General features: G+C 65.5%; 19 protein-coding genes. 13 read left to right on the top strand and 6 right to left on the bottom strand.

From position 1 onward, the window contains the following. Positions 1-52: 52 nt before the first annotated feature. A complete protein-coding gene (locus D3880_RS13625) occupies positions 53-262 on the bottom strand; it encodes a hypothetical protein (protein WP_119893985.1) in 210 nt (69 codons plus the stop codon). 196 nt (positions 263-458) lie between these two features. On the opposite strand from D3880_RS13625, the gene D3880_RS13620 reads away from it, so the two are divergent. The 5 genes from D3880_RS13620 (at position 459) to D3880_RS13600 (ending at position 5,855) form a co-directional block, all read left to right on the top strand. Further along, positions 459-923 carry a PaaI family thioesterase gene (locus D3880_RS13620; RefSeq protein WP_119895742.1) on the top strand — a complete coding sequence of 155 codons (465 nt, stop codon included), beginning with the start codon at positions 459-461 and terminating at the stop codon, positions 921-923. Then, positions 920-1,363, top strand: coding sequence for a PaaI family thioesterase (locus D3880_RS13615; protein ID WP_119893984.1), 444 nt, complete (start codon positions 920-922; stop codon positions 1,361-1,363). Before D3880_RS13620 ends, D3880_RS13615 begins: the two co-directional genes overlap by 4 nt. Before the next feature lie 47 nt (positions 1,364-1,410). Next, positions 1,411-2,655: an MFS transporter gene (locus D3880_RS13610; RefSeq protein WP_119893983.1), complete on the top strand. Its 1,245-nt coding sequence runs from the start codon at positions 1,411-1,413 to the stop codon at positions 2,653-2,655. 379 nt (positions 2,656-3,034) lie between these two features. Then, the gene (gene htpG, locus D3880_RS13605; RefSeq protein WP_119893982.1) at positions 3,035-4,939 is read left to right on the top strand and encodes a molecular chaperone HtpG; all 1,905 of its coding nucleotides are present in this window, start codon (positions 3,035-3,037) and stop codon (positions 4,937-4,939) included. Positions 4,940-5,126: 187 nt separating this feature from the next. Continuing rightward, a complete protein-coding gene (locus D3880_RS13600) occupies positions 5,127-5,855 on the top strand; it encodes a dienelactone hydrolase family protein (RefSeq protein WP_119893981.1) in 729 nt (242 codons plus the stop codon). Positions 5,856-5,985: 130 nt separating this feature from the next. On the opposite strand, the gene D3880_RS13595 is transcribed toward D3880_RS13600, so the two are convergent. Further along, positions 5,986-6,846 carry a pirin family protein gene (locus D3880_RS13595; protein ID WP_119893980.1) on the bottom strand — a complete coding sequence of 287 codons (861 nt, stop codon included), beginning with the start codon at positions 6,844-6,846 and terminating at the stop codon, positions 5,986-5,988. Positions 6,847-7,367: 521 nt separating this feature from the next. Between D3880_RS13595 and D3880_RS13590 the strand changes: the two genes are divergently transcribed. The 8 genes from D3880_RS13590 (at position 7,368) to D3880_RS13555 (ending at position 15,041) form a co-directional block, all read left to right on the top strand. Beyond that, positions 7,368-8,396 (top strand): amidohydrolase family protein, encoded by a 1,029-nt coding sequence (locus D3880_RS13590; RefSeq protein WP_119893979.1) that lies wholly within the window; start codon positions 7,368-7,370, stop codon positions 8,394-8,396. A gap of 63 nt (positions 8,397-8,459) precedes the next feature. Further along, positions 8,460-8,924 (top strand): DUF3859 domain-containing protein, encoded by a 465-nt coding sequence (locus D3880_RS13585; protein ID WP_119893978.1) that lies wholly within the window; start codon positions 8,460-8,462, stop codon positions 8,922-8,924. Between the two features lie 331 nt (positions 8,925-9,255). Further along, complete coding sequence (locus tag D3880_RS13580; RefSeq protein ID WP_119893977.1) at positions 9,256-10,686, top strand: aminotransferase-like domain-containing protein; 1,431 nt, start codon at positions 9,256-9,258, stop codon at positions 10,684-10,686. Positions 10,687-10,829: 143 nt separating this feature from the next. After that, complete coding sequence (locus D3880_RS13575; protein WP_119893976.1) at positions 10,830-12,527, top strand: vWA domain-containing protein; 1,698 nt, start codon at positions 10,830-10,832, stop codon at positions 12,525-12,527. A 2-nt stretch (positions 12,528-12,529) separates the two neighbouring features. Then, positions 12,530-13,129, top strand: coding sequence for an RNA polymerase sigma factor (locus D3880_RS13570; RefSeq protein WP_162935003.1), 600 nt, complete (start codon positions 12,530-12,532; stop codon positions 13,127-13,129). Then, on the top strand, positions 13,126-13,773 hold the full coding sequence (locus tag D3880_RS13565; RefSeq protein WP_119893974.1) for a hypothetical protein: 648 nt from the start codon (positions 13,126-13,128) through the stop codon (positions 13,771-13,773). The genes D3880_RS13570 and D3880_RS13565 overlap by 4 nt, the downstream gene beginning before the upstream one ends. A gap of 208 nt (positions 13,774-13,981) precedes the next feature. Then, positions 13,982-14,503, top strand: a complete 522-nt coding sequence (locus tag D3880_RS13560) for a hypothetical protein (RefSeq protein WP_119893973.1) — start codon at positions 13,982-13,984, stop codon at positions 14,501-14,503. A gap of 100 nt (positions 14,504-14,603) precedes the next feature. Next, a complete protein-coding gene (locus D3880_RS13555; RefSeq protein ID WP_119893972.1) occupies positions 14,604-15,041 on the top strand; it encodes a nucleoside deaminase in 438 nt (145 codons plus the stop codon). A 165-nt stretch (positions 15,042-15,206) separates the two neighbouring features. Here D3880_RS13555 and D3880_RS13550 read toward each other — a convergent pair whose 3' ends face one another. The 4 genes from D3880_RS13550 to D3880_RS13535 all read right to left on the bottom strand — a co-directional run bounded on the left by D3880_RS13550 (position 15,207) and on the right by D3880_RS13535 (position 21,138). Next, on the bottom strand, positions 15,207-17,033 hold the full coding sequence (locus tag D3880_RS13550; protein ID WP_119893971.1) for a long-chain-acyl-CoA synthetase: 1,827 nt from the start codon (positions 17,031-17,033) through the stop codon (positions 15,207-15,209). Between the two features lie 194 nt (positions 17,034-17,227). Next, entirely contained in the window at positions 17,228-18,052 is an 825-nt protein-coding gene (locus tag D3880_RS13545) for an SDR family oxidoreductase (protein WP_119893970.1), read from the bottom strand. A 169-nt stretch (positions 18,053-18,221) separates the two neighbouring features. Then, entirely contained in the window at positions 18,222-20,210 is a 1,989-nt protein-coding gene (gene atuF, locus D3880_RS13540) for a geranyl-CoA carboxylase subunit apha (protein ID WP_119893969.1), read from the bottom strand. Positions 20,211-20,343: 133 nt separating this feature from the next. Further along, the gene (locus tag D3880_RS13535) at positions 20,344-21,138 is read right to left on the bottom strand and encodes an enoyl-CoA hydratase/isomerase family protein (RefSeq protein WP_119895741.1); all 795 of its coding nucleotides are present in this window, start codon (positions 21,136-21,138) and stop codon (positions 20,344-20,346) included. Between the last annotated feature and the right edge of the window lie 70 nt (positions 21,139-21,208).

The following is a 21,208-nucleotide window of genomic DNA, read 5'->3' as shown; positions in this document are numbered from 1 at the left end:
TAACGACAAGGCCCGCAAATGCGGGCCTTGTGCTTTCAGGAGGCAATCAAGCTTATTGGCCTTCCTCGGGTTGCTCTGCCGGTGCGGCCGGAGCGGCTTCGCTCGGCTGCGGAGCAGTGGTCTCCGGAGCAGCTGGGGCGCTCGGTTGGGTTTCAGTTGCCGGAGCAGCTGGGACCTGGGCTTTGTCTTCCTCCTTCTTGTCGCAGGCGGCAAGACCAAGGCTGGCGGCCAGGAGCAGGGCAAGGGACAGGGTGTTTTTCATCTTTGAGCCTCCAAGTGTGGCTTTCCTCGTTGATAGCACTTTGAACTTTATGTTTTACCTTAAGTTCCATGCGGCTCAGCCAGAATTTCTCTGATTGCGAGGTGGCGGCAGCCTCCAGCGCGGCTGGAAGCTGAAGGGCAGGCCGGGGCAGGGTATGATTCGGCTCTTTGCCATGTTCCTTTCCAAGGTTGCAGTCATGACGGGAAACCCCATTTTCGAGCGCGCACAGCGCTTCTTAAGCGTTTTGCGACACTGTCAGGTCCTCGGCATGACAGTGCACAGCGCCGATACCAAGGGCCTGATCCTGCGCCTGCCATACAGCACGCAGATCATCGGCAATCCGGAAACCGGGGTGATCCATGGTGGCGCCATCACCACCCTGATGGACACTACCTGCGGCATCTCCACCGTCTGCGTCCTGCCGGATTTCGAGGTCTGCCCGACCCTCGACCTGCGCATCGACTACATGCATCCGGCCGAGCCGAACAAGGATGTTTACGGCTTCGCCGAGTGCTATCGGGTCACCCCGAACATCATCTTCACCCGTGGCTATGCCTATCAGGACGACCCCAGCCAGCCGATCGCCCACGTGGTGGGCACTTTCATGCGCATGGGCAAGACGGTGGCCAGCGGTGTGGCCGGCAAGGAGGGCGCGCAATGACCCTGAACCTCAACAAGCTGGTGGCAGAAGCCCACGAGAAGAACGATTACGATGGCCTGCTGAGCCTGATTCCCTACGCCAAACTGCTGGGTATCGAGTGCCTGCGCCTCGGCGACGACATGGTGTTCCGCCTGCCGGCCAGCAAGGACAGCATCGGCAACCCGATGTTGCCGGCCATTCATGGTGGGGTGATCGCCGGTTTCATGGAGCACTCGGCCATGCTCCATCTGCTGATGTTCATGGGCATTCCACATTTGCCGAAAATCATCGACTTCTCGATAGATTACCTGCGCGCCGGTCATTATCGTGACACCTACGCCCAGTGCCAGGTGTGGCGACAAGGTCGTCGGGTCGCCAACGTGGCGATTACCGCCTGGCAGACCAACCAAACCGAGCCAATCGCCACCGCGCGCGCGCACTTCAAGGTCGATGAGCCTTGATCCGCGCAGGACGCTGAACAGGCCGGTTCACGCACAAGGAATACCGAATGGATGCGCTGCTGATCCTCGGCGGTTTGCTGTTGATCCTCACCGGCCTGGTCTGGCTGGTCATGCTGGCTTTCGGTACCAGCCTGCTGTGGGGCCTGGGCAGCCTGTTGCCGCCGCTGACCCTGGCCTATGTGCTGCGGCACTGGCGGACGGCGCGCAAGGCGGTGGTGCTCGCTGGCCTGGGCTGTATCCCACTGGTGGTCGGTTTGACCCTGCTGGCCAGCCACGACTCGCAGCGACTGGCGGCGATCCTCAGCCTCAACTGGCTGAAACCGGAAGTCCAGGCCCCGGCAGAGCTGGCGATCCAGTTGCGCGGTGAGCTCAACGGCCAGCCGTTCGCGCCGCAGCAGGGCGAACTGATCGACGGCACCCTGAGCCTGCGTGAGGGCCAGGATTTCTTCGCCCGCCGGGAAATCAGCATCCGTCTGCCGCAACCGGTCAAGGGCGCGGTGCAGGTCGATGTACTGCCGCAGGATCGCGGCCAACTGCCGGACGTGCAGGTCAGCTGGCTGCTGCCGGAGCAGGAACTGCCCGAGGCGCGCCGCCTGAGCCACGGCTACACCCTGCACCTGAACCTCAAGCCGCAGGCGCCGAACAAGCTGGTTGGCGATTTCCACCTGGTCCTGCCGCCGCAGTTCAAGACCACGCTGAGCGGTCGGGTCGAGCTGTTCAGCGATCGCCTGCGCTATGTCGACGGCAAGGTCGATACCCACTACGACTCGCGTGACACCCTGAGCTATGTGATCGAGGACTACCTGCAGCGTCGCTTCGCCACGCGGGCGGTGCAGCTAGTGAGCTTGCCGCCGGTCAATCTGCCGGCCGATAGCTTGGACCTGCAGGTCGAGGCACGCATCGATGGCCAGCCGCAGCGCCTGCCGTTGCTGCTGCAGAAAAGCACGGCGCGCGGCTGGCGGGTCAAGGGTGATCAATATCCGCTGCTAGCGCCGGTCACGAGCGAGCAGGCGACCAGTAAGTCGATGCCTGAGGCCATCAACCCGACCGCCAGTCGGCCGCTGGACCGCCGTCTGCGCTTCAGTCTGGAGCGCCTGCAAAGCAACCCCAGCCGCTATCAGAACCTCAGCATGCGCGTGCAGACCGCGCGCGGCGCCCAGGCCGAAGGGCGCTTCAAGGGCATCGATACCCAGGGCCAGATCGTCATCCAGCGCAATCTGAGCGGGGCGGGGGAGGCCAGCTTCACCCTGCGCCCGGACGAGATCAGCCAGATCGAGTTGCTCGAGCCCTGAGGCTATTCGTTGCCAAGCTGATTGCTAGGGTCTGTTGACGTTTCGTTGCGAACCGCGTTGCTGCGGCAAATGGCGCCAGGCTAGGCGCGGGACGCAGGGAATGGTCGTTCCCTTGCCAAGTCCCGCAACGACGCATGGCGCCATTTGCCGCGCAACCCGCAGGGATGGGCCTGTTTTTGCGCGGCGCGTCGTTGCTCGACGTTCATTTGGAACGACCAAACTTCGCGTCTCGCGCCTAGCTCCGCGCAAAAACAGGCTCCGTCGCGGCCGCAACGAAACGTCAACAGACCCTAAGCACTTGAAATCCAAGTCGTTGCCCCCATCTGCTTGTCATCCGCCGCAGTTGCGGCCTATGCCATCTGAGTGGAGTTAGACGACCATGAGTGTGGAGACTCAAAAAGAAACACTGGGCTTCCAAACCGAGGTGAAGCAACTGCTTCACCTGATGATCCATTCGCTGTATTCCAACAAGGAAATCTTCCTTCGCGAGCTGATCTCCAACGCCTCCGACGCCGCCGACAAGCTGCGTTTCGAGGCGCTGGCCAAGCCGGAGCTGCTGGAAGGCGGCGATCCGCTGAAGATCCGCGTTAGCTTCGACAAGGACGCCAAGACCGTCAGCCTCGAAGACAACGGCATCGGCATGAGCCGCGAGGACGTGATCGCCCACCTCGGCACCATCGCCAAGTCGGGCACCGCCGATTTCATGAAGCACCTGACCGGCGACCAGAAGAAGGATTCGCACCTGATCGGCCAGTTCGGCGTGGGCTTCTATTCGGCCTTCATCGTCGCCGACAAGGTCGACGTGTTCAGCCGTCGCGCCGGCACCCCGGTCAGCGAAGGCGTGCACTGGTCGTCGCAAGGCGAGGGTAGCTTCGAGGTTGCCACCGTCGACAAGGCCGAGCGCGGCACCCGCATCGTCCTGCACCTGAAGAGCGGCGAAGAAGAGTTCGCCGACGGCTGGCGTCTGCGCAACATCGTCAAGAAGTACTCCGACCACATCGCCCTGCCCATCGAGCTGCCGAAGGAGCATCACGGCGAAGAGGCCGACAAGCCGGCCGAACCCGAGTGGGAAACCGTCAACCGTGCCAGCGCGCTGTGGACGCGGCCGCGCACCGAGGTCAAGGACGAGGAATACCAGGAGTTCTACAAGCATGTCGCCCACGACTTCGACAACCCGCTGTCCTGGAGCCACAACAAGGTCGAGGGCAAGCTCGAATACAGCTCGCTGCTCTACGTGCCGGGCCGCGCGCCGTTCGACCTGTACCAGCGCGAAGCACCCAAGGGCCTCAAGCTCTACGTGCAGCGCGTGTTCATCATGGATCAGGCCGACGAGTTCCTGCCGCTGTACCTGCGCTTCATCAAGGGCGTGGTCGACTCCAACGACCTGTCGCTGAACGTTTCCCGCGAGATCCTGCAGAAGGATCCGGTGATCGACTCGATGAAGTCGGCGCTGACCAAGCGCGTGCTGGACATGCTCGAGAAGCTGGCGAAGAACGAACCGGAGCAATACAAGGGCTTCTGGAACAACTTCGGCCAGGTGCTCAAGGAAGGCCCGGCGGAAGACTTCGCCAACAAGGAGAAGATCGCCAGCCTGCTGCGCTTCGCCGCCACCAGCGACGAGTCCGGCGAGCAGAGCGTGGCCCTGGCCGACTATATCGGCCGCCTGAAAGAGGGCCAGGACAAGCTCTACTACTTGACCGGCGAGAGCTACGCGCAGGTGAAGAACAGCCCGCACCTGGAAGTGTTCCGCAAGAAAGGCATCGAAGTGCTGCTGCTCACCGATCGCATCGACGAATGGCTGATGAGTTACCTCAGCGAGTTCGACGGCAAGCAGTTCGTCGACGTCGCCCGCGGCGATCTCGACCTCGGCAAGCTGGACTCGGAAGAGGACAAGAAGGCCCAGGAAGAAGTCGCCAAGGCCAAAGAAGGCCTGGTCGAGCGCCTGAAAGCGGCCCTCGGTGAGGAAGTCGCGGAAGTGCGCGTGTCGCACCGTCTGACCGATTCGCCAGCGATCCTCGCCATCGGCGAGCAGGATCTCGGCCTGCAAATGCGCCAGATCCTCGAAGCCAGCGGGCAGAAGGTGCCGGACTCGAAGCCGATCTTCGAGTTCAACCCGGCGCACCCGCTGATCGAGAAGCTGGATGCCGAGCCGGATGAGGAGCGTTTCGGCGAGCTGTCGCACATCCTCTTCGACCAGGCCGCCCTGGCCGCCGGCGACAGCCTGAAAGATCCGGCCGCCTATGTGCGCCGGCTCAACAAGCTGCTGGTGGAACTCTCCGCCTGACCGTGCAGCTAGCCGAAGAAGGCCCGTTTCGACGGGCCTTTTTCGTTTCTGGGCCTAACCTGTCTAAGTCAGTTCCATGCAGGAGGTCATCCGCCCGCGCGTACCGGGCCATGCACGACTTCTACTATGAGGTATTCGCCAGGCCTAAGGCCTCGCCCAGCTTTTCCAGCAATGCAGAGGAGCTCCCATGAACCAGATCGTCAATCGCGCTATTCCCTATGAAATCGATGGCCAGGTCTTTGAAGGTCAACTGGTGTATGACGAGTCCGTGCAGAGGCTGCGGCCCGGCCTGCTGATGGCACCGAACTGGATGGGCGTCAGCGCCGGTGCCATCGAGATGGCCAAACAGCTGGCTGGCCCGGACTACGTGATCTTCATCGCCGATGTCTACGGGCAGAAGGTGCGTCCGCAGAACAACGACGAGGCCGGTGCGGCGATGATGGCGGTCAAGCCCGACGCGGCGCGGCTGCGCAAACGCCTGCAGGCGGCGTTGCGCACCCTGCAGGCGCAGGGCGCCAGCGTGGCGCTGGATGGCGCGAAGCTGGCCGCCTTCGGCTTCTGTTTCGGTGGTTACTGCGCGCTGGAGCTGGCGCGCGACGGGGCGCCGTTCAAGGCCACGGTGTCCTTCCACGGCACCCTGGACACGGCCAACCCGGCCGATGCGCGCAACATCAAGGGTTCGGTGCTGGTGCTGGATGGCGCCGGCGACCCGTTTGTGCCGCGCGAGCAGCTGAAGGATTTCATCGCGGAAATGACCGCCGCCGGGGTGGATTGGCAGCTGACCAGCTATGGCGGCGCGGTGCATTCGTTCACCGATCCGCAGGTCAATATCCCCGGCAAGATGCAGTACAACCCGAAGGTAGCCAAGCGCGCATTCGCGGCGATGCGGGCCTTGCTGGACGAGGTGTTCGCGTAGGTTGGGTTGAGGCGCTTGCGACGAAGCCCAACAGGCTGAGCCGGGTAGGGCGGGGGTAGCCCGCGTGCAGTCTTGGCGGGTTGCACCCGCTCTAGGTTTCTGTGACTGGGCTGCGGTCGTGGCCGCTCGGCTAGCGCGGCAGCTCGATGCGTTCGGTTTCCCCCGGCACCCGCGGCCAGTCGCCGGCGGCCCAGCGCTGGCGGGCTTGCTCGATCAGCTCTGGGTCGCTGGCGACGAAGTTCCAGTTCATCCGCCGTGGGCCGAGTGGTTCGCCGCCGATCATCATCACGCGGCTGCCGCTGCAGGCGCTGAGGGTGAAGGTTTCGCCCGGCGGTAGCACGGCCATGGCATGCAGCGGCAGCGGCTCGTCGTCCAGCAGGGCTTCGCCCTCCAGCAAGTACAGAGCGCGTTCTGGATGCTCATCGGGAATTGCCTGAGTGGCGCCGGTTTCCAGCCACAGCTCGGCGTAGAGCGTCGGCGAGCGCACCGGCACCGGCGACTGCAGGCAGAAGCCGTGGCCGGCGATCAGGCGGATCTGCACGCCCAGCGCGTCGCTGCTTGGCAGACTGGCGGCGGGGTGATGGCTGTAGTCCGGCTCGCCCAGTTCGTCGGCTTCCGGGAGCGCCAGCCAGATCTGCAGGCCATGCAGGCGTGAGCCGCTGCGCAGCAGTGCGGCTGGGGTGCGCTCGACATGGGCGACGCCGCGGCCGGCGGTCATCCAGCTGACGTCGCCTGGTTTCACCAGTTGATCGGAGCCCAGGCTGTCCTTGTGCAGCAATTCGCCTTCGAACAGGTAGGTGAGGGTGGACAGGCCGATATGCGGGTGCTGGCGGATATTCACGCCACTGCCGGGTGCGTAGTCGGTGGCCAGCATGTGGTCGAAGAACACGAAGGGGCCGACGCTGCGGCAGCGCGCCGACGGCAATGGGCGCAGGATGGGCTGGCCTTCGACATCCTCGGCACGCGGTTGGATCAGGATCAGGCTGGACATGGGCGGCTCCCGCAGCAGGTTCGAGGTTGAGCATAACCGCTTCCGGGCAGGCACTCAGAGCCTGTTTACGATCTGCTGCGCGTCGGCCATACGGCGTTGAAATCGGGCTCAGAATGCTCATTTACAACGCGTAAACTGCGCTTCTTCGCCCGATTTCGCCTTGTCTGGCTCTAGCTCGCGAGATCGTAAACAGGCTCTCAGGCCGAGGTGCGCGCCCATTTGTAGCTGCGAGGCTTGCAGCGGCTAGTCGCCGCCAAGGTCAGACGCAGCAACCGCACAACTTCGCGGATTCACGTCGTTATAGTGCAGCGGATATGTCAGCCGTTCGGCCGCTGCTGTGCAACGGCAGGCAAGGAGTGCCATGCCGAGGCGCAACAGGCGGCTGAAAATGGACATTGGGGGGCTCGAAACTAAAGTGCCAGGATAGCCCTCGGCTTCGTTGCTCAACCATCCATGCCGGCTGAACCCCATTCGGTGGGCGAGAGTCTACCTCTGGGCATCGAGCCACCCGCCCAAGGAGGATGCCGTTGTCCGCTTTTCGCCCCTGTCTCGCTTTCGCCATGCTGTTCCTGACATTCGCCGCCCTGGCGCGCGACTACCGCTACAGCGATGCGCATCTGCACTATGTCGACTTCTTCCAGGAAAGCGCCGGCATGCCGGCGTTGCTGGCGGCGATGGATGCCAATCTCATCGAGCATGTGATGATTTCCGGCATCCCGGTGGCGAAGAAATGGCACGAAGACGAGCCCAAACGCCCGCGCTATTACGCCGGTGACGACGCCGCGGCCTATTGGTACAGCGCCACCGATGTGCTCGTCGCGTCGGCGCTGAAGCGGTTGCCGGCCGAGCAGCGCCGGCGCTTTCATCCGTTCCTCTGCGGCTTCAACCCCAGCGACAAGAATGCCGATGCGCACATTCGCCGCATGCTCGAACTCGACCCCGGCCTATGGCAGGGCATCGGCGAGGTGTTCACCCGCCACGACGACCTGACCTCGCTGATCGAGGGCAGCACGCCACGGGCCAACAATGAGGCAATGGTCCGCGTCTACCATCTGGCCGCGGAGCACGACCTGCCGGTGATGCTGCATGCCAACATCACCTCCAAGCGCGAGAAGAACCCGCTGTATCTGCAGGAGGTCGAGGAGCCGCTGCGCAATCATCCGCATGTGCGCTTCATCTGGGCGCATGCCGGCACCAGCATGGAAATCCATCGGCATCAGACCAAGCTGGAGTTCCTCCTGCCGAGCCTCGAGCGCCTGCTCGACGCCTACCCGAACCTGTACATCGACCTGTCCTGGTCGCTGCTGCAGCCCTATCTGCTTGACGAGCAGGGTAAGCCGGACCCGGCTTGGGTGAAGCTGGTCAGCCGGCATCCCGAGCGCTTCATGCTCGGTTCCGATGTAGTCGGTCGCTTCGACAGCCTGGGCAAGCTGATGCACGGCTTCGACCCCTTCCTCGATGCCTTGCCGGATGCGGTGGCGCGCAAGGTCGCGCGTGACAACTTTCTCGCCGTACTGCCGCGTAAGGTGCGCGAGCAGGGCCTGCACTAGGGTTGTCATCAGTCTGTCACGCCGGTGTCATAGCCTCGCGCCATCCCAATCAAGGAGCGTGAGATGCAATACACCCGTTTGAGTGCGCTGGCCGCACTGCTGTTGCTGACTGGCCTGGCTCAGGCCGAGGTGCGAGTCGAGGGGCCGGTCGAACACGGGATCTTCCTCAGCCAGGCGCAGAACCTGCAGCCCGGCGAGCGCGTGCTGACCCGCAGCAACCAGCAGATCGAGCGCACCGAGGAAATTCCCGCCCAGCTCGGCACCAAGTTCGGCCTGCGCTTCAGCCTCGCCGGCAAGCGTGTCGACGACACGCCGCTGACCCAGCTGTACCTGACTCCAGGCGTGACCGGTGCAGATGGCGTACGGCATGACAAGTTCGTGGTGGAGCAGAAACTGGCACCCGGCGCGCCGCAGGACGTGATGGCCTTCGAGTTCAGCGAGCCCTATGAACTGGTGCCCGGCGAATGGCACTTCCTGGTGTTCCAGGGCGACCGCAAGCTGGCCGAGCAACGTTTTACCGTGCGTTGAACTGTAGGGTGGAAAACCGTGCAGCGTTTTCCACCCAGTGCCGGTGGATGTAAAAGGCGACATCCACCCTACGGCCGACCGATGGCACCAGACCCGAACTCTGCCGATGGGTTACGGCGCGCGATATTCAATGCTCGATCGCGACGTCTGGCGACGCGCCGAACCCACCCAGGTCTGAGCTCAGACCAAAGCAGTTTCCCTCGATGAATGATTAGACCGATACAGTCTTTGCCAACTACGCACTGTATCGCCGACAATCCTGGCAACTGTGCCGGTGCACTTTTCGGGTGTTCGGCTACTGTTGCGGTCCAATGATCAGGGAGAGACGAGCATGACTAATCTGTTGCTCTATCAGCGCATCGCTCAGCAATTGGCTGAAGACATCCGCCGCGGCGTTTACCAGCCGGGCGAGCGGGTGCCGTCGGTGCGCAAGATGAGTTCGCAGCTCAATGTCAGCCACGCCACGGTGTTGCAGGCCTATGCCAACCTGGAAGACCAGGGCCTGATCCGCGCCCGCCCGCAGTCCGGCTTCTATGTGCACCAGACCCCGGCCCTCACCGCGCCGACCCCGGATATCGCCCGGGTCGAACGTCCCGGTCTGGTCACCCGCAGCAGCATTATCAACCAGGTACTCACTGAGTCGCGTCGCGAGGGCGTGTTCCCCCTCGGCGCCGCCGTGCCGCACGTCGATTACCTGCCGGTGCGCGCGCTGCACCAGCAACTGGCCAAGGTCACCCGCTTCCACAGCCCGCGGGCGTTCAGCTACATGTTCAGCCCCGGTTTCGAGCCGCTGCGCCGTCAGGTGGCGATCCGCATGCGCGATGCCGGCGTGGTGGTCGACCCCAACGAAGTGGTGATCACCCACGGTTGCGTGGATGCCTTGCAGATGTCGCTGCGGGTGCTGACCAAGCCCGGCGACCTGATCGCCGCCGAGTCGCCGACCTACTACGGCCTGCTGCAGCTGGCTGACCTGCTGGGCCTCAAAGTCATCGAGATCCCCAGCGACCCGACCACCGGCATCAGCCTCGAAGCCCTGCAGCTGGCGGCCAACCAGTGGCCGATCAAGGCGCTGGTGCTCACCGCGCGACTGTCCAACCCGCTGGGCGGCACCATCCCCGAGGAGCGGCAGAAACAGCTGCTGCGCCTGGCCAAGGACTTCGATATCCAGATCGTCGAGGACGATATCTACGGCGAGCTGATGTTCGAGCAGGGGCCGACCAAGGCCCTGAAGTCGCAGGACCGCGAGGGCCGGGTGGTGTATTGCTCGAGTTTCTCCAAGACCCTGTCGCCCGGCGTGCGCATCGGCTGGATCATCGCCGGCAAGCACCAGGCCGAGATCCAGCGGCTACAGACCTTCAGCACCCACTCGGCGTGCAGCGTCACCCAGATGGGCGTCGCCGCCTACCTGGAAAACGGCGGCTACGACCGCCATCTGCGCTATATCCGCCAGGAGTACCGCAAGAACCTCAGCGCCTTCCAGCTGGCGGTGCAGCAGTACTTTCCCGAGGGCACGCAGATCACCCGGCCCAAGGGCGGCTTCATCCTCTGGGTCAGCCTGCCGGCGCGGGTGAACACCAAGGACCTGCACGTGCGTGCCCTGCAGCAGGGCATCAGCATCGCCCCGGGGCTGATCTTCAGTAATACCGAGCAGTTCAACCACTGCGTGCGGCTCAACTGCGGCATCCCATGGAACCGCGAGGCCGAGCGCGCGCTGATGACCCTCGGCATGCTGGCCGGGCAGCTGTGCCAGGAGGTCGCCTAGCTAGGGTCTGTTGACGTTTCGTCACGGCCGCGACGGACGATGGGTGGAAAACGCTTCGCGGTTTTCCACCCTACGTTAACCCGATCGCTTGCGCTGCCCCGTCTACCTGGGTGAATGGATCATTCGTCCCCAGGAGAGAGGCCATGTCCCAGCTTTTCGTGCTCGTCCGTCCGCCGCTGATCGGCGGCCTGTTGCTGACCCTGGCCGCCTGCAGCGGCCCGCACTCTGAGCAGTCGACCACCGCGCCTGCCGTCACCCCGTCGGCCCCGGCGTCCGAGGCCCCGCGTACGCAGCCGATGGCCAAAGCCGCAGTGCATGCCGAGTACGCCGCTCGCCAGGTGCAGTCCGTGCTGGCAGCGGCGCCGCTGGCCGACGCCCTGGCGCCGGGTTACCGCGACGTCTACCGCGAGCAGTACCAACGGCTGGCGGACAACCCGGTACAGGCGGTGGCCGAGGCGCCGGTGTCGACCTTCAGCCTCGACGTGGACACCGGCAGTTACGCCAACGTGCGGCGTTTCCTCAACGACGGTCGCCTGCCACCGGCGGAAGCGGTGCGCCTGGAAGAGCTGGTCAACTACTTCCCCTATGCCTATCCGTTGCCGCAGGGCGACACCCCGTTCGGGGTCGGCACCGAGCTGGCGCAGACCCCATGGAATCCCAACAGCCGCCTGCTGCGGGTGGCGATCAAGGCCTCGGACAGCTCGGTCGAGCGCCTGCCGCCGGCCAACCTGGTATTCCTCGTCGACGTGTCCGGCTCGATGGATCGCCGCGAAGGCCTGCCGCTGGTGCAGAGCACCCTGAAGCTGCTGGTCGAGCAGCTGCGCGCCGAGGACAAGGTGGCGCTGGTGGTCTATGCCGGCGAGTCGCGGGTGGTGCTGGAGCCGACTTCCGGCAAGGACAAGGCGAAGATCCGCGCGGCCATCGAGCAGCTGCGCGCCGGCGGCTCCACCGCCGGCGAGTCGGGCATCCAGCTGGCCTATCAGCAGGCGCAGCAGGGCTTCATCGCCGGTGGCATCAACCGCATCCTGCTGGCCACCGATGGCGACTTCAACGTCGGCATCAGCGACTTCGACAGCCTCAAGCAACTGGCGGCGGACAAGCGCAGCAGCGGCGTGTCGCTGACCACCCTGGGCTTCGGCACCGACAACTACAACGAGCGGCTGATGGAGCAACTGGCCGACGCCGGCGACGGCAACTACGCCTACATCGACAACCTGCGCGAGGCGCGCAAGGTGCTGGTCGACCAGCTCGCCTCGACCCTGGCGGTGGTGGCCAAGGATGTGAAAGTACAGGTCGAATTCAACCCCGCCCAGGTCAGCGAATACCGCCTGCTCGGCTACGAGAACCGGGCCTTGAGGCGCGAAGACTTCAGCAACGACAAGGTCGATGCCGGCGAGATCGGTGCCGGCCATACGGTGACCGCGCTGTACGAGATCGTCCCGGTCGGCGCCAAGGGCTGGCTGGAACCGCTGCGCTATCGAGCGCCGGCGCCGCAGGCCAAGCCGGGCGATGAGCTGGCGCTGCTGCGCATCCGCTACAAGGCGCCGCAGCAGAGCAGCAGCCGCCTGCTGGAAGTGCCGATCAAGGCCGGACAGGTGCAGCCGCTGGCCCAGGCCAGCGCCGATCTGCGCTTCGCCACGGCGGTGGCGGCCTTCGCCCAGCAGCTCAAGGGCGGGCAGTACACCGGCGCGTTCGGCCTCGCCAACACGGCCGCGCTGGCGCGTGGCGCCAAGGGCGAGGACCGCTTCGGCCTGCGTGGCGAGTTCGTCCAGCTGGTCGAATTGGCCGCCAGCCTGCAAACTCCGGCGCTAGCCCCTCCAGCCACGGCCAAGGTCGATTGAGCGTGACAGTCCCCTCCACAGTGCTCGATTCCGCCCCCGCTGACGTCGAGCTGTTGCGCCGCTACCGGCGTGGCGATGCCGAGGCCTTCGGCCTGCTCTATGCGCGCCATCGCCTCGGCCTGTTCCGTTTCCTCTGCGGCCTGTGCGGCGATCCGGCGCTGGCCGAGGAGGTGTTCCAGGACACCTGGCTGAGCCTGATCCGCAGCGAAACCGAGCTGCGCGAGGCGGTGCAGTTCAACACCTGGCTGTACCAGATCGCGCGCAACCGCCTGATCGACCACTGGCGCAAGCAGGGCCGCCATCAGGCGCGGCACGACGAGTACGACGAACAGCAACACGGCGAACCCGACGCGGCGCCGACGCCCGAGCAGCAGCTCAGCCTGACGCGCGACCAGCTGCGCTTGCAGGCGGCGCTGGACGACCTGCCGGCCGAGCAGCGCGAAGTGTTCCTGCTGCGCGCCCATGGCGAGATGGAACTGGGCGAGATCGCCGAACTGACCCACACCCCGGCGGAAACGGTGAAGAGCCGGCTGCGCTACGCCATCCAGAAACTGCGGCGCTTGCTCGCCGACCCGGCCGCTGCCGAGGAGGTATCCGCATGAGCCATGATCGAAATCAGCCGGGCGACGACCGGCAACTGGAGCAGCAGCTGCTCGCGCATTTCCGCCAGCACAGCCAGGACGAACCCTCGGCAGAGCTGGACGCGCGCATCCTGGCGGCGGCCCGCGCCGCACAACAGCAGTCCGCACCGGCAATGAGCTGGAGCGAGCGTCTGCATGCCTGGCTGTTCGGCGCCGGCGCGCGGCAGCACTGGTCACTGGCGGTGGCTGGGCTGGCCTGCCTGGGCATCGGCGTCAGCCTGACCTGGCGCACGCTGGAGCAGGCGCCGCCGAGCTTCGATGCCGCCGCCCCGGCGGTGCTGAGTGCGCCGACGCCCGCGAGCCCGGCCAGCGCGCCGCTGCAACGCGAAGCGCTGCCCGAGGCGCCGGCCCAGTCGAAGCTGCTCGCCGCACCGCCAGCCGCGGCGAAACGCGAGTTGCGCCAGCAGGATATGACTGCCGCCAGCCCGGCGGCGGAACTGGCGGACCAACTCCCGGCCGAGCCGCAGCGCAGTCTGCAGCGCCTGCTGGAACTGCGCCGCGCCGGCCAGCACGAGCAGGCCGAGCAGTTGCAACGTCAGTTGCTTCGCGACTACCCGCAGCTGGACATCGCCGCCGAGCTGAAACGCCTGGAGCAAGCGCCTTGAGAACCTGTTTCGGATCTGCTGCGCGTCGGCCATACGGCGTTAAAAACAGCCTCATAATGCTCATTTACAACACACAAACTGCGCTTCTTCGGCTGTTTTTGCCTTGTCTGGCTCTAGCTCGCGAGATCCGAAACAGGTTCTGAGGCGCTTGTCAGCGCGCGTGCGGGGGGCGAGCATATAAAGATCTGCCCGCTGCTGATGAGCGTCGATGAACGTGATGCGTACCCTTGGCCTGGTTTTGCTCTTGTCGCTGCTAGGCGCCTGTGGCGACAGCGAACCGCCTGTGCCGAAAGTCCCGCCCAGCGCGCCGCTGCCGAAGCCGCCGGTGACTGAGCCGGTTGTGCCGCCGATCAGCCTGCCGCCGACCCAACCGCCGGAAACCACCAAGCCCCAGTACAAGGCGCCGCTACCCAAGCCGGCGCCGGCTACACCGGCGCCCGAGACCAAGCCGGATCTGGTGGTCAAGCAAGCGCCGGTCAAGGTGGAAGAGGCGCCCGTACCCCAAGCCAAACTCGATCTCAGCCTGCCCGAGGACCTGGTGCAAAGCCTGGAGCCGGCGGAGCCACTGTCCACGGCAGAGCAGAAACCCTTGCTGCCGCAGATGTTCGCCCCGAAGCCGCCGGCCGAGAGCCCGTTCCAGCTCAACGGCAAGCTGATCACCAATGAGCGCGAGGACGATTATTTGCGCTCGGTGGAAGGCGCGGAGTTGCAGTTCGAGTTCAAGCAATAGCGGTTGGCCCGTTGTAGCGAGCTTGCGCTGCTGGCCTGCGATTTTTGTTACTGGCCGTGTGGCGCGCTCGACCAATCCCTTCCCACTGCGAGGAGAAACCATGGATCCCTTCATGCAAGCCGCGATTGAAGAGGCCGAGTTGGGGCTGGCCGAGGGCGGGATTCCGATCGGTTCGGTGATAGTGCATCAGGGCCAGATCATCGGCCGTGGGCATAACCGGCGGGTGCAGCAGGGCAGCGCGATCCGCCACGGCGAGATGGATGCCTTCGAGAATGCTGGCCGCCAGCCCGCCCGGGTCTATCGCGATGCGGTGCTGTACACCACGCTGTCGCCCTGTTCGATGTGCAGCGGCGCGATCCTGCTCTATGGCATCCCGCGGGTGGTGATTGGCGAGAATCAGACGTTCCTGGGCGAAGAGGACCTGCTGCGCTCGCGCGGTGTGCAGGTCGAAGTGTTGCAGGACGCGCGCTGTGTGCAGCTGATGCGCGATTTCATCGCTAGCAAGCCCGAGCTGTGGAATGAAGATATTGGCGAGTGAGCCGGGCCGGCTGACTTCCTCCTGTAGGAGCGGATTTATCCGCGAACAGGGCCTTCGCACTGTCCCCCATCGCGAATAAATTCGCTCCTACACAAGCTGCCAGCCGTTACTCGCGATGAGCCTTGGCCGCTGCGTGACAGAAGCCGGCGCCGGAGGAGGAACGCCTCAGAAGCGGTATGCGCCGCTCTGGATCGCCTGATACAGCGAACCGTCCAGCGGCCGGAAACATGGCTCGCCGGGCAGCCGGGCATAGAGCGGTTCATGCACCGCCTGCGGGTCGTAGGCGGCTTTCTTCAGGTCGGCCTTCTTGTATTTGAAGGTGCCGGTGGTCTCCACCTCTTGCAGCAGGCGCACGAACAGCGGCGCGGCGTAGGGCGGCAGTTCGCGGTCCAGGTGCGCGGCCAGGGCGTCTTGATCGAGTTCGGCGCCGCAGCTCAAGCGCAGCGCGGCCATGCCGCAGCGGCCGTTGGTGCCGGGAATCTCCACGCCGTAGACCACCGCGTCCTCGATGCCGGGGAAGGCGCCGAGGGCGTTTTCCACTTCGGTAGTGGAGACGTTCTCGCCTTTCCAGCGGAAGGTGTCGCCGAGGCGGTCGACGAACTGGGCGTGGCTGAAGCCGATGTCGCGCATCAGGTCGCCGGTGTTGAACCAGGCATCGCCCTGCTTGAACACGTCGCGGAAGGTCACCGCCGCGCTCTTGGCCGGGTCGGTGTAGCCGTCGAATGGCCACTTCTCGGTGATTTCGCTGAGCATCAGGCCCGGCTCGCCTTTCTCGACCTTCGCCATGAAGCCCTGCTTGTCGCGCACTGGCCGGTCGTTCTCCAGGTCGTAGCGGACGATGGCGTAGGGGGCGGGGGTGAAGCCGACCGTGTTGTCGAAGTTGAAGATGTTGGTGAAGCCGATATTGCCCTCGCTGGAGGCGTAGAACTCCATCACCCGCTCGATGCCGAAGCGCGTCTTGAACTCGTCCCAGATCGCCGGGCGCAGGCCATTGCCGATCATGCAGGTTAGGGTGTTGTTGCGTTCTTCCGGGCATGGCGGCTGGTTGAGCAGGTAGCGGCAGAGTTCGCCGATGTAACCGAAGCAGGTGGCGCGGTAATGGGCGACGTCTTGCCAGAAGTGGCTGGTGGAGAACTTGCGCCGCAGGGCGATGGCCGCGCCGCCGGCCAACGCCGAACTCCAGCACACGGTGACGGCGTTGTTGTGGTAGCAGGGCAGAGTCAGGTAGAGCACATCCTCGCTGGTCAGCCCGAGGCCGCAATGGCCGAAGCCGCCGTAAGCCTTGATCCACTTGCCATGGCTGAGGATCGAGGCTTTCGGCAGGCCGGTGGTGCCCGAGGTGTAGATCAGGAAACAGGGGTCTTTCAGGCGCACCTGGGCGCTGCTCGGCAGGTTGGTTTCGGCCTGGTCGCGCGCCAGTAGGGCGAGGTTCTGCCAGTTGGCCGGGGCCTGGCCGGGCTGGCTCAGGGTGTCCTGGTCGGCCAGCCAGTAGCAGTGCTGGTCGGCGTTGTGCACCTCGCTGCGAACTTCCTCGAAGGCGCCGTGCAGTTCTTCGCCGATGACGAAGTGCGAAGGCTTGACCAGGTTGAGGCTGTGACTCAGCACATGGCCGCGCTGGGCGGTGTTGAGCAGCGCGCCGACGGCGCCGAGCTTGGCCAGGGCGGCGAGCACGGCGAGCACTTCGAGGCGGTTTTCCAGCATCACCGCCACCACACTGCCGTGGCTCACGCCCTCGGCCTGCAGGGCGCGGGCCAGGCGGTTGGCCCAGGCGTTGAAGGCGGTATAGCTCAGGCGCCGCCGCTCATCCATCACCGCCGGCCGCTCCGGGTAGCGCTCGCAGGCGAGCTCCAGCGCCCAGGCCAGGGACAGGTTCTTCTCGCGGTTGCGCATGGCGGTGTAGTACAGCCCGCGCAGCAGCCGCGGCAGACGGCCGAGGGTGGCGGGCAGGCGGCGGATAAGGTCGGCAAAGGAGATCAGGTCGGTATTGCGCATGGCGCTCGCGTTTTGTTGTTGTCGGCGATGTTGCCAGTGATGACTTTAAAGCTAGCCCGTTTTCGCGCCTATGACCCCGGTGCATGCGGCGTCGGGCAGATCGGCAAATGCGTGGACGGGGGCGAAGCAGGGCGGTCGATAGTCACCCCTCTCCCGTTTACGGGAGAGGGGAAGGGGGGGGAGGGCTACTGCGCTCAATCGAGGAACAGATCGGTCGCCAGCGGGCCGCCGGCCGGGTCGTAGCGATAGTGTTCGAAGTCGGTGATGCCCTGTTCGCCGAGGATTTCATCGTCGATCAACAGGCGTCCGGTGATCGCGCGGCCCTGGCTGGAAAGGATCGCATGGGCGGCGTCGGCCATGATCTCCGGCTTGCGCGCGTACTTGAACACATCCCGGCCACCCAGCTCGAACTCGATGGCGGCGGTGGCGATCACCGTGCGCGGCCACAGCGCGTTGACGCTGATGCCGTACTTCTTGAATTCCTCGCTCATGCCCAGGGTGAGCATGCTCATGCCGTACTTGGTGACGGTGTACGGGCCGTGCTGGGCGAACCATTTGCTCGCCAGGTTGAGCGGCGGCGACAGGCTGAGGATGTGGCCGTTGCCGCTCTGTTTCAGGTAGGGCAGCGCCGCCTGGCTGCAGACCATCACCGCGCGGGTGTTGATCTGGAACATCAGGTCGAAGCGCTTGGGTTCGAGCTTCTCGACGCCGACCAGCTTGATCGCCCCGGCGTTGTTGACCAGGGCGTCGATGCCGCCGAAGTGCCCGGCGGCCTTGGCCATGGCCTCGCGCACGGCATTTTCGTCGCGCACGTCGACCTGCAGGGCCAGCGCCTTGCCGCCGGCGGCCTCGACTTCCTCGGCGACGCTGAAGATGGTGCCGGCCAGCTTGGGATGCGGCTCGGCGCTCTTCGCCGCGATGACGATGTTGGCGCCGTCGCGCGCGGCGCGCAGGGCGATTTCGCGGCCGATGCCACGGCTGGCGCCGGTGATGAACAGGGTTTTGCCTTGCAGGGACATGTGCGTTCTCCGTGGTCGTTGTTCGTAGGGTGGATGACGCTCTTTTCATCCACCGTGACGGTGTTTGGTGGATGGATAAAGCGCCATCCACCCTACGTGTTTGCTCCCTCTCCCAGTGGGCGAGGGAACTGATTGGAGCGGCTTAGGCGCGGTGTTTAGCCGTTCAAAATCAAGCCTCCGCGGCCTCCACCTCGACCAGCAACTGACGGTTCTTCACCTGGTCGCCCTTGCTCACCTGGATGCGGCGGATCACGCCGTCGACCCCGGCCTTGAGCGGGTGTTCCATCTTCATTGCTTCCAGCACCAGCAGCAGCTGGCCCTTGTCGACCTTATCGCCCTCGTTGACCAGCACCTCGACGATGGCGCCGTCCATCGGCGCCTTCACCGTACCGGAGCTGGCGCTGTCCTGGCCGGCGGCCGGCTCGTGGGTGATGTCGAGCAGTTCCAGGTTGCCGTTGTGGCCATACAACCATAGGCGCTCGCCGGCCAGGTGGTAGGCGAGGCGGCGGCGCACGCCGTCCAGTTCCAGTGTGGCCCAGCGACCATCGGCCGCCAGCAGGCGCAGGTCGAGCTGGACATCGCCAATCCGTGCGGCGAAGCGTGGCTGCTTGCCGCTGTCTGCGACGCTGAGCTCGACGGCATGCTTGTGCTCGCCGTGCTTGAGCACGAAGCGCCAGGGCGCGTTATCGACGTTGCGCCAGCCGGCCAGGCCATGCTGGTGGGCGCGCTGCAGCGCCGAGGCCTGGTAGAGCAGGGCGGCGGCGCTAGCCAGTTCGCTAGCGGCCGGCGCTTGTGGACTGAGGCTAGGGTCGGCGGCGAAGTGCTCGCCGATAAAGGCCGTGGTGGCCTGCCCGGCGGCGAACTGCGGGTGCTTGAGCAGGTTGGCGAGGAAGCGCTGGTTGCCGTTGACGCCGAGCAGCACGCAATCCTCCACGGCGCGCACCAGCTTGCGCCGCGCCTCGTCGCGGGTCGCGCCGTAGGCGATGACCTTGGCCAGCATCGGGTCGTAGAACGGCGTCACCGCCTGGCCCTCGACCAGGCCGTGGTCGATGCGGATGCCGTCCAGCAGCGCCGGCTCCCAGCGCAGGATTTCTCCGGTCTGCGGCAGGAAATTGCGGGTGCTGTCCTCGGCGTACAGGCGCACTTCGATGGCGTGGCCGTTCAGCTCGATCTGGTCCTGCGCCAGCGGCAGTGGCCGGCCTTCGGCGACGCGGATCTGCCAGGCCACAAGGTCCTGGCCGGTGATCAACTCGGTGACCGGGTGCTCGACCTGCAGGCGGGTGTTCATCTCCAGGAAGTAGAAGGCACCGCTGGTGTCGAGGAGGAATTCCACGGTGCCGGCGCCGACATAGTTGACCGCACCCGCCGCCTTCACCGCCGCCTCGCCCATGGCCTGGCGCAGCTCCGGCGTCATGACCGGGCAGGGCGCCTCCTCGATGACCTTCTGGTGGCGACGCTGCACCGAGCAGTCGCGCTCGCCGAGGTAGACGAGGTTGCCGTGGCGGTCGCCGAACACCTGGATTTCCACGTGGCGTGGCTGGATCACGGCTTTTTCCAGGATCAGTTCGCCGGAGCCGAAGGCGTTCTGCGCTTCGGAGCGGGCGGTGCGTAGCTGAGCTGCCAGTTCGCTGGCCTCATGGACCAGACGCATGCCGCGCCCGCCACCGCCGGCGCTGGCCTTGATCATCAGCGGATAGCCGATGCGCTGGGCCTCGCGGGTCAGGGTGTCGTCATCCTGGGCGGCGCCTTCGTAGCCGGGGATGCACGGCACGCCAGCCTCGAGCATGGCGATCTTCGACAGACGCTTGCTGCCCATCAGGTGGATGGCCTCGACGGTCGGACCGATGAACACGATGCCGGCCGCTTCGCAGGCGCGGGCGAACTCGGCGTTCTCGGAGAGGAAACCGTAGCCGGGGTGGATGGCGTCCGCGCCGGTCTTGCGCGCGGCGGCGATGATGGCGTCGATCTTCAGGTACGACTGGTTGACCTGCGCCGGGCCGATGCCCACCGCCTCGTCGGCCAGCTGCACATGGCGCGCGCCGGCATCGGCCTCGCTGTACACCGCCACGCTGCGGTAGCCCAGTTCGTGCGCGGTGCGGATCACCCGGCAGGCGATCTCGCCGCGGTTGGCGATCAGGATCTTGGTGAAGGCGGGCATGTCGTTATGAACTCCTGATTCTCAAGCCACTCGATTCGGTACCCTCTCCCATTCATGGGAGAGGGCTAGGGAGAGGGTTGCGTTGCCGGGCTCCCTCTCCCCCGGCCCCTCTCCCGTAAACGGGAGAGGGGAGTCATTCGGCCCACTTAGGCGCGCGTTTCTGTACAAACGCCAGGGTGCCCTCGGCACCTTCCTCGCCAGTCACTGCCACGGCGAACAGTTCGGCAGCATGGTCCAGCACGGCGCCCAGCGGCTCGCTATCGCTGGCCAGCAGCAGTGCCTTGGTCGCCGCGTTGGCCTGCGGCGCGCATTGGCGCACCTGCTCCAGCACCTGCGCCAGGCGTTGCTCGACGGCCGCGTCGTCGGCTGCGCAGAAGTGCACCAGCCCCAGGCGCTCGGCCTCGCTGCCGTCGAAGCGCGCGGCGGTCAGCGCCAGGCGACGGGCCTGGGTCAGGCCGATGCGCTTGGCCACGAAGGGCGCGATCTGCGCCGGGAGGATGCCGAGGGTGGTTTCCGGCATGCCGAACTTCGCATCGCGGCGGGCGATGGCGATGTCGGAGACGCAGGCCAGGCCGAAGCCGCCGCCGAGTACCGCGCCTTCCAGCACGGCGATCAGCACCAGTGGCGCGGCTTGGGCTTCCTCCAGCAGGCTACCGAAGGCACGGTTGAGCTCGCGGTAGGCGTCGACGCCCTTGCTGCGCGCCCCGGCCATGTCCTTGATGTCGCCACCGGCGCAGAAGTGCCCGCCGGCGCCACGCAGCACCAGGGCACGCACGCTCTGGTCGCCACCCACGGTGGCGAGCACGGCGCGCAGTTCCTGGACCATCGCCAGGCTCATGGCGTTGCGGCTGTCCGGGCGGTTGAGGGTGACGTGCAGCACGCCGCCTTCGAGCGCGAGCAGCAGGGTTTCGGTGGTGGGCAGTTCCATCATCGCAAGCCTCGGTTCGGTGATCGTTCCCACGCTCCAGCGTGGGAATGCCTCTGGCGGCGCTCCTGCG

This window comes from Pseudomonas cavernae (genome assembly GCF_003595175.1).
GTDB lineage: Bacteria > Pseudomonadota > Gammaproteobacteria > Pseudomonadales > Pseudomonadaceae > Aquipseudomonas > Aquipseudomonas cavernae.
The sequence above is the reverse complement of the archived record's forward strand: the minus strand, read 5'-3'. Positions and strand labels throughout refer to the sequence as shown.

Bases quoted from the DNA above. Each gene is read 5' to 3' on its own strand.
- D3880_RS13625 (WP_119893985.1), bottom strand. From the start codon at position 262: ATGAAAAACACCCTGTCCCTTGCCCTGCTCCTGGCCGCCAGCCTTGGT.
- D3880_RS13620 (WP_119895742.1), top strand. From the start codon at position 459: ATGACGGGAAACCCCATTTTCGAGCGCGCACAGCGCTTCTTAAGCGTT.
- D3880_RS13615 (WP_119893984.1), top strand. From the start codon at position 920: ATGACCCTGAACCTCAACAAGCTGGTGGCAGAAGCCCACGAGAAGAAC.
- D3880_RS13610 (WP_119893983.1), top strand. From the start codon at position 1,411: ATGGATGCGCTGCTGATCCTCGGCGGTTTGCTGTTGATCCTCACCGGC.
- htpG (WP_119893982.1), top strand. From the start codon at position 3,035: ATGAGTGTGGAGACTCAAAAAGAAACACTGGGCTTCCAAACCGAGGTG.
- D3880_RS13600 (WP_119893981.1), top strand. From the start codon at position 5,127: ATGAACCAGATCGTCAATCGCGCTATTCCCTATGAAATCGATGGCCAG.
- D3880_RS13595 (WP_119893980.1), bottom strand. From the start codon at position 6,846: ATGTCCAGCCTGATCCTGATCCAACCGCGTGCCGAGGATGTCGAAGGC.
- D3880_RS13590 (WP_119893979.1), top strand. From the start codon at position 7,368: ATGCCGTTGTCCGCTTTTCGCCCCTGTCTCGCTTTCGCCATGCTGTTC.
- D3880_RS13585 (WP_119893978.1), top strand. From the start codon at position 8,460: ATGCAATACACCCGTTTGAGTGCGCTGGCCGCACTGCTGTTGCTGACT.
- D3880_RS13580 (WP_119893977.1), top strand. From the start codon at position 9,256: ATGACTAATCTGTTGCTCTATCAGCGCATCGCTCAGCAATTGGCTGAA.
- D3880_RS13575 (WP_119893976.1), top strand. From the start codon at position 10,830: ATGTCCCAGCTTTTCGTGCTCGTCCGTCCGCCGCTGATCGGCGGCCTG.
- D3880_RS13565 (WP_119893974.1), top strand. From the start codon at position 13,126: ATGAGCCATGATCGAAATCAGCCGGGCGACGACCGGCAACTGGAGCAG.
- D3880_RS13560 (WP_119893973.1), top strand. From the start codon at position 13,982: ATGAACGTGATGCGTACCCTTGGCCTGGTTTTGCTCTTGTCGCTGCTA.
- D3880_RS13555 (WP_119893972.1), top strand. From the start codon at position 14,604: ATGGATCCCTTCATGCAAGCCGCGATTGAAGAGGCCGAGTTGGGGCTG.
- D3880_RS13550 (WP_119893971.1), bottom strand. From the start codon at position 17,033: ATGCGCAATACCGACCTGATCTCCTTTGCCGACCTTATCCGCCGCCTG.
- D3880_RS13545 (WP_119893970.1), bottom strand. From the start codon at position 18,052: ATGTCCCTGCAAGGCAAAACCCTGTTCATCACCGGCGCCAGCCGTGGC.
- atuF (WP_119893969.1), bottom strand. From the start codon at position 20,210: ATGCCCGCCTTCACCAAGATCCTGATCGCCAACCGCGGCGAGATCGCC.
- D3880_RS13535 (WP_119895741.1), bottom strand. From the start codon at position 21,138: ATGGAACTGCCCACCACCGAAACCCTGCTGCTCGCGCTCGAAGGCGGC.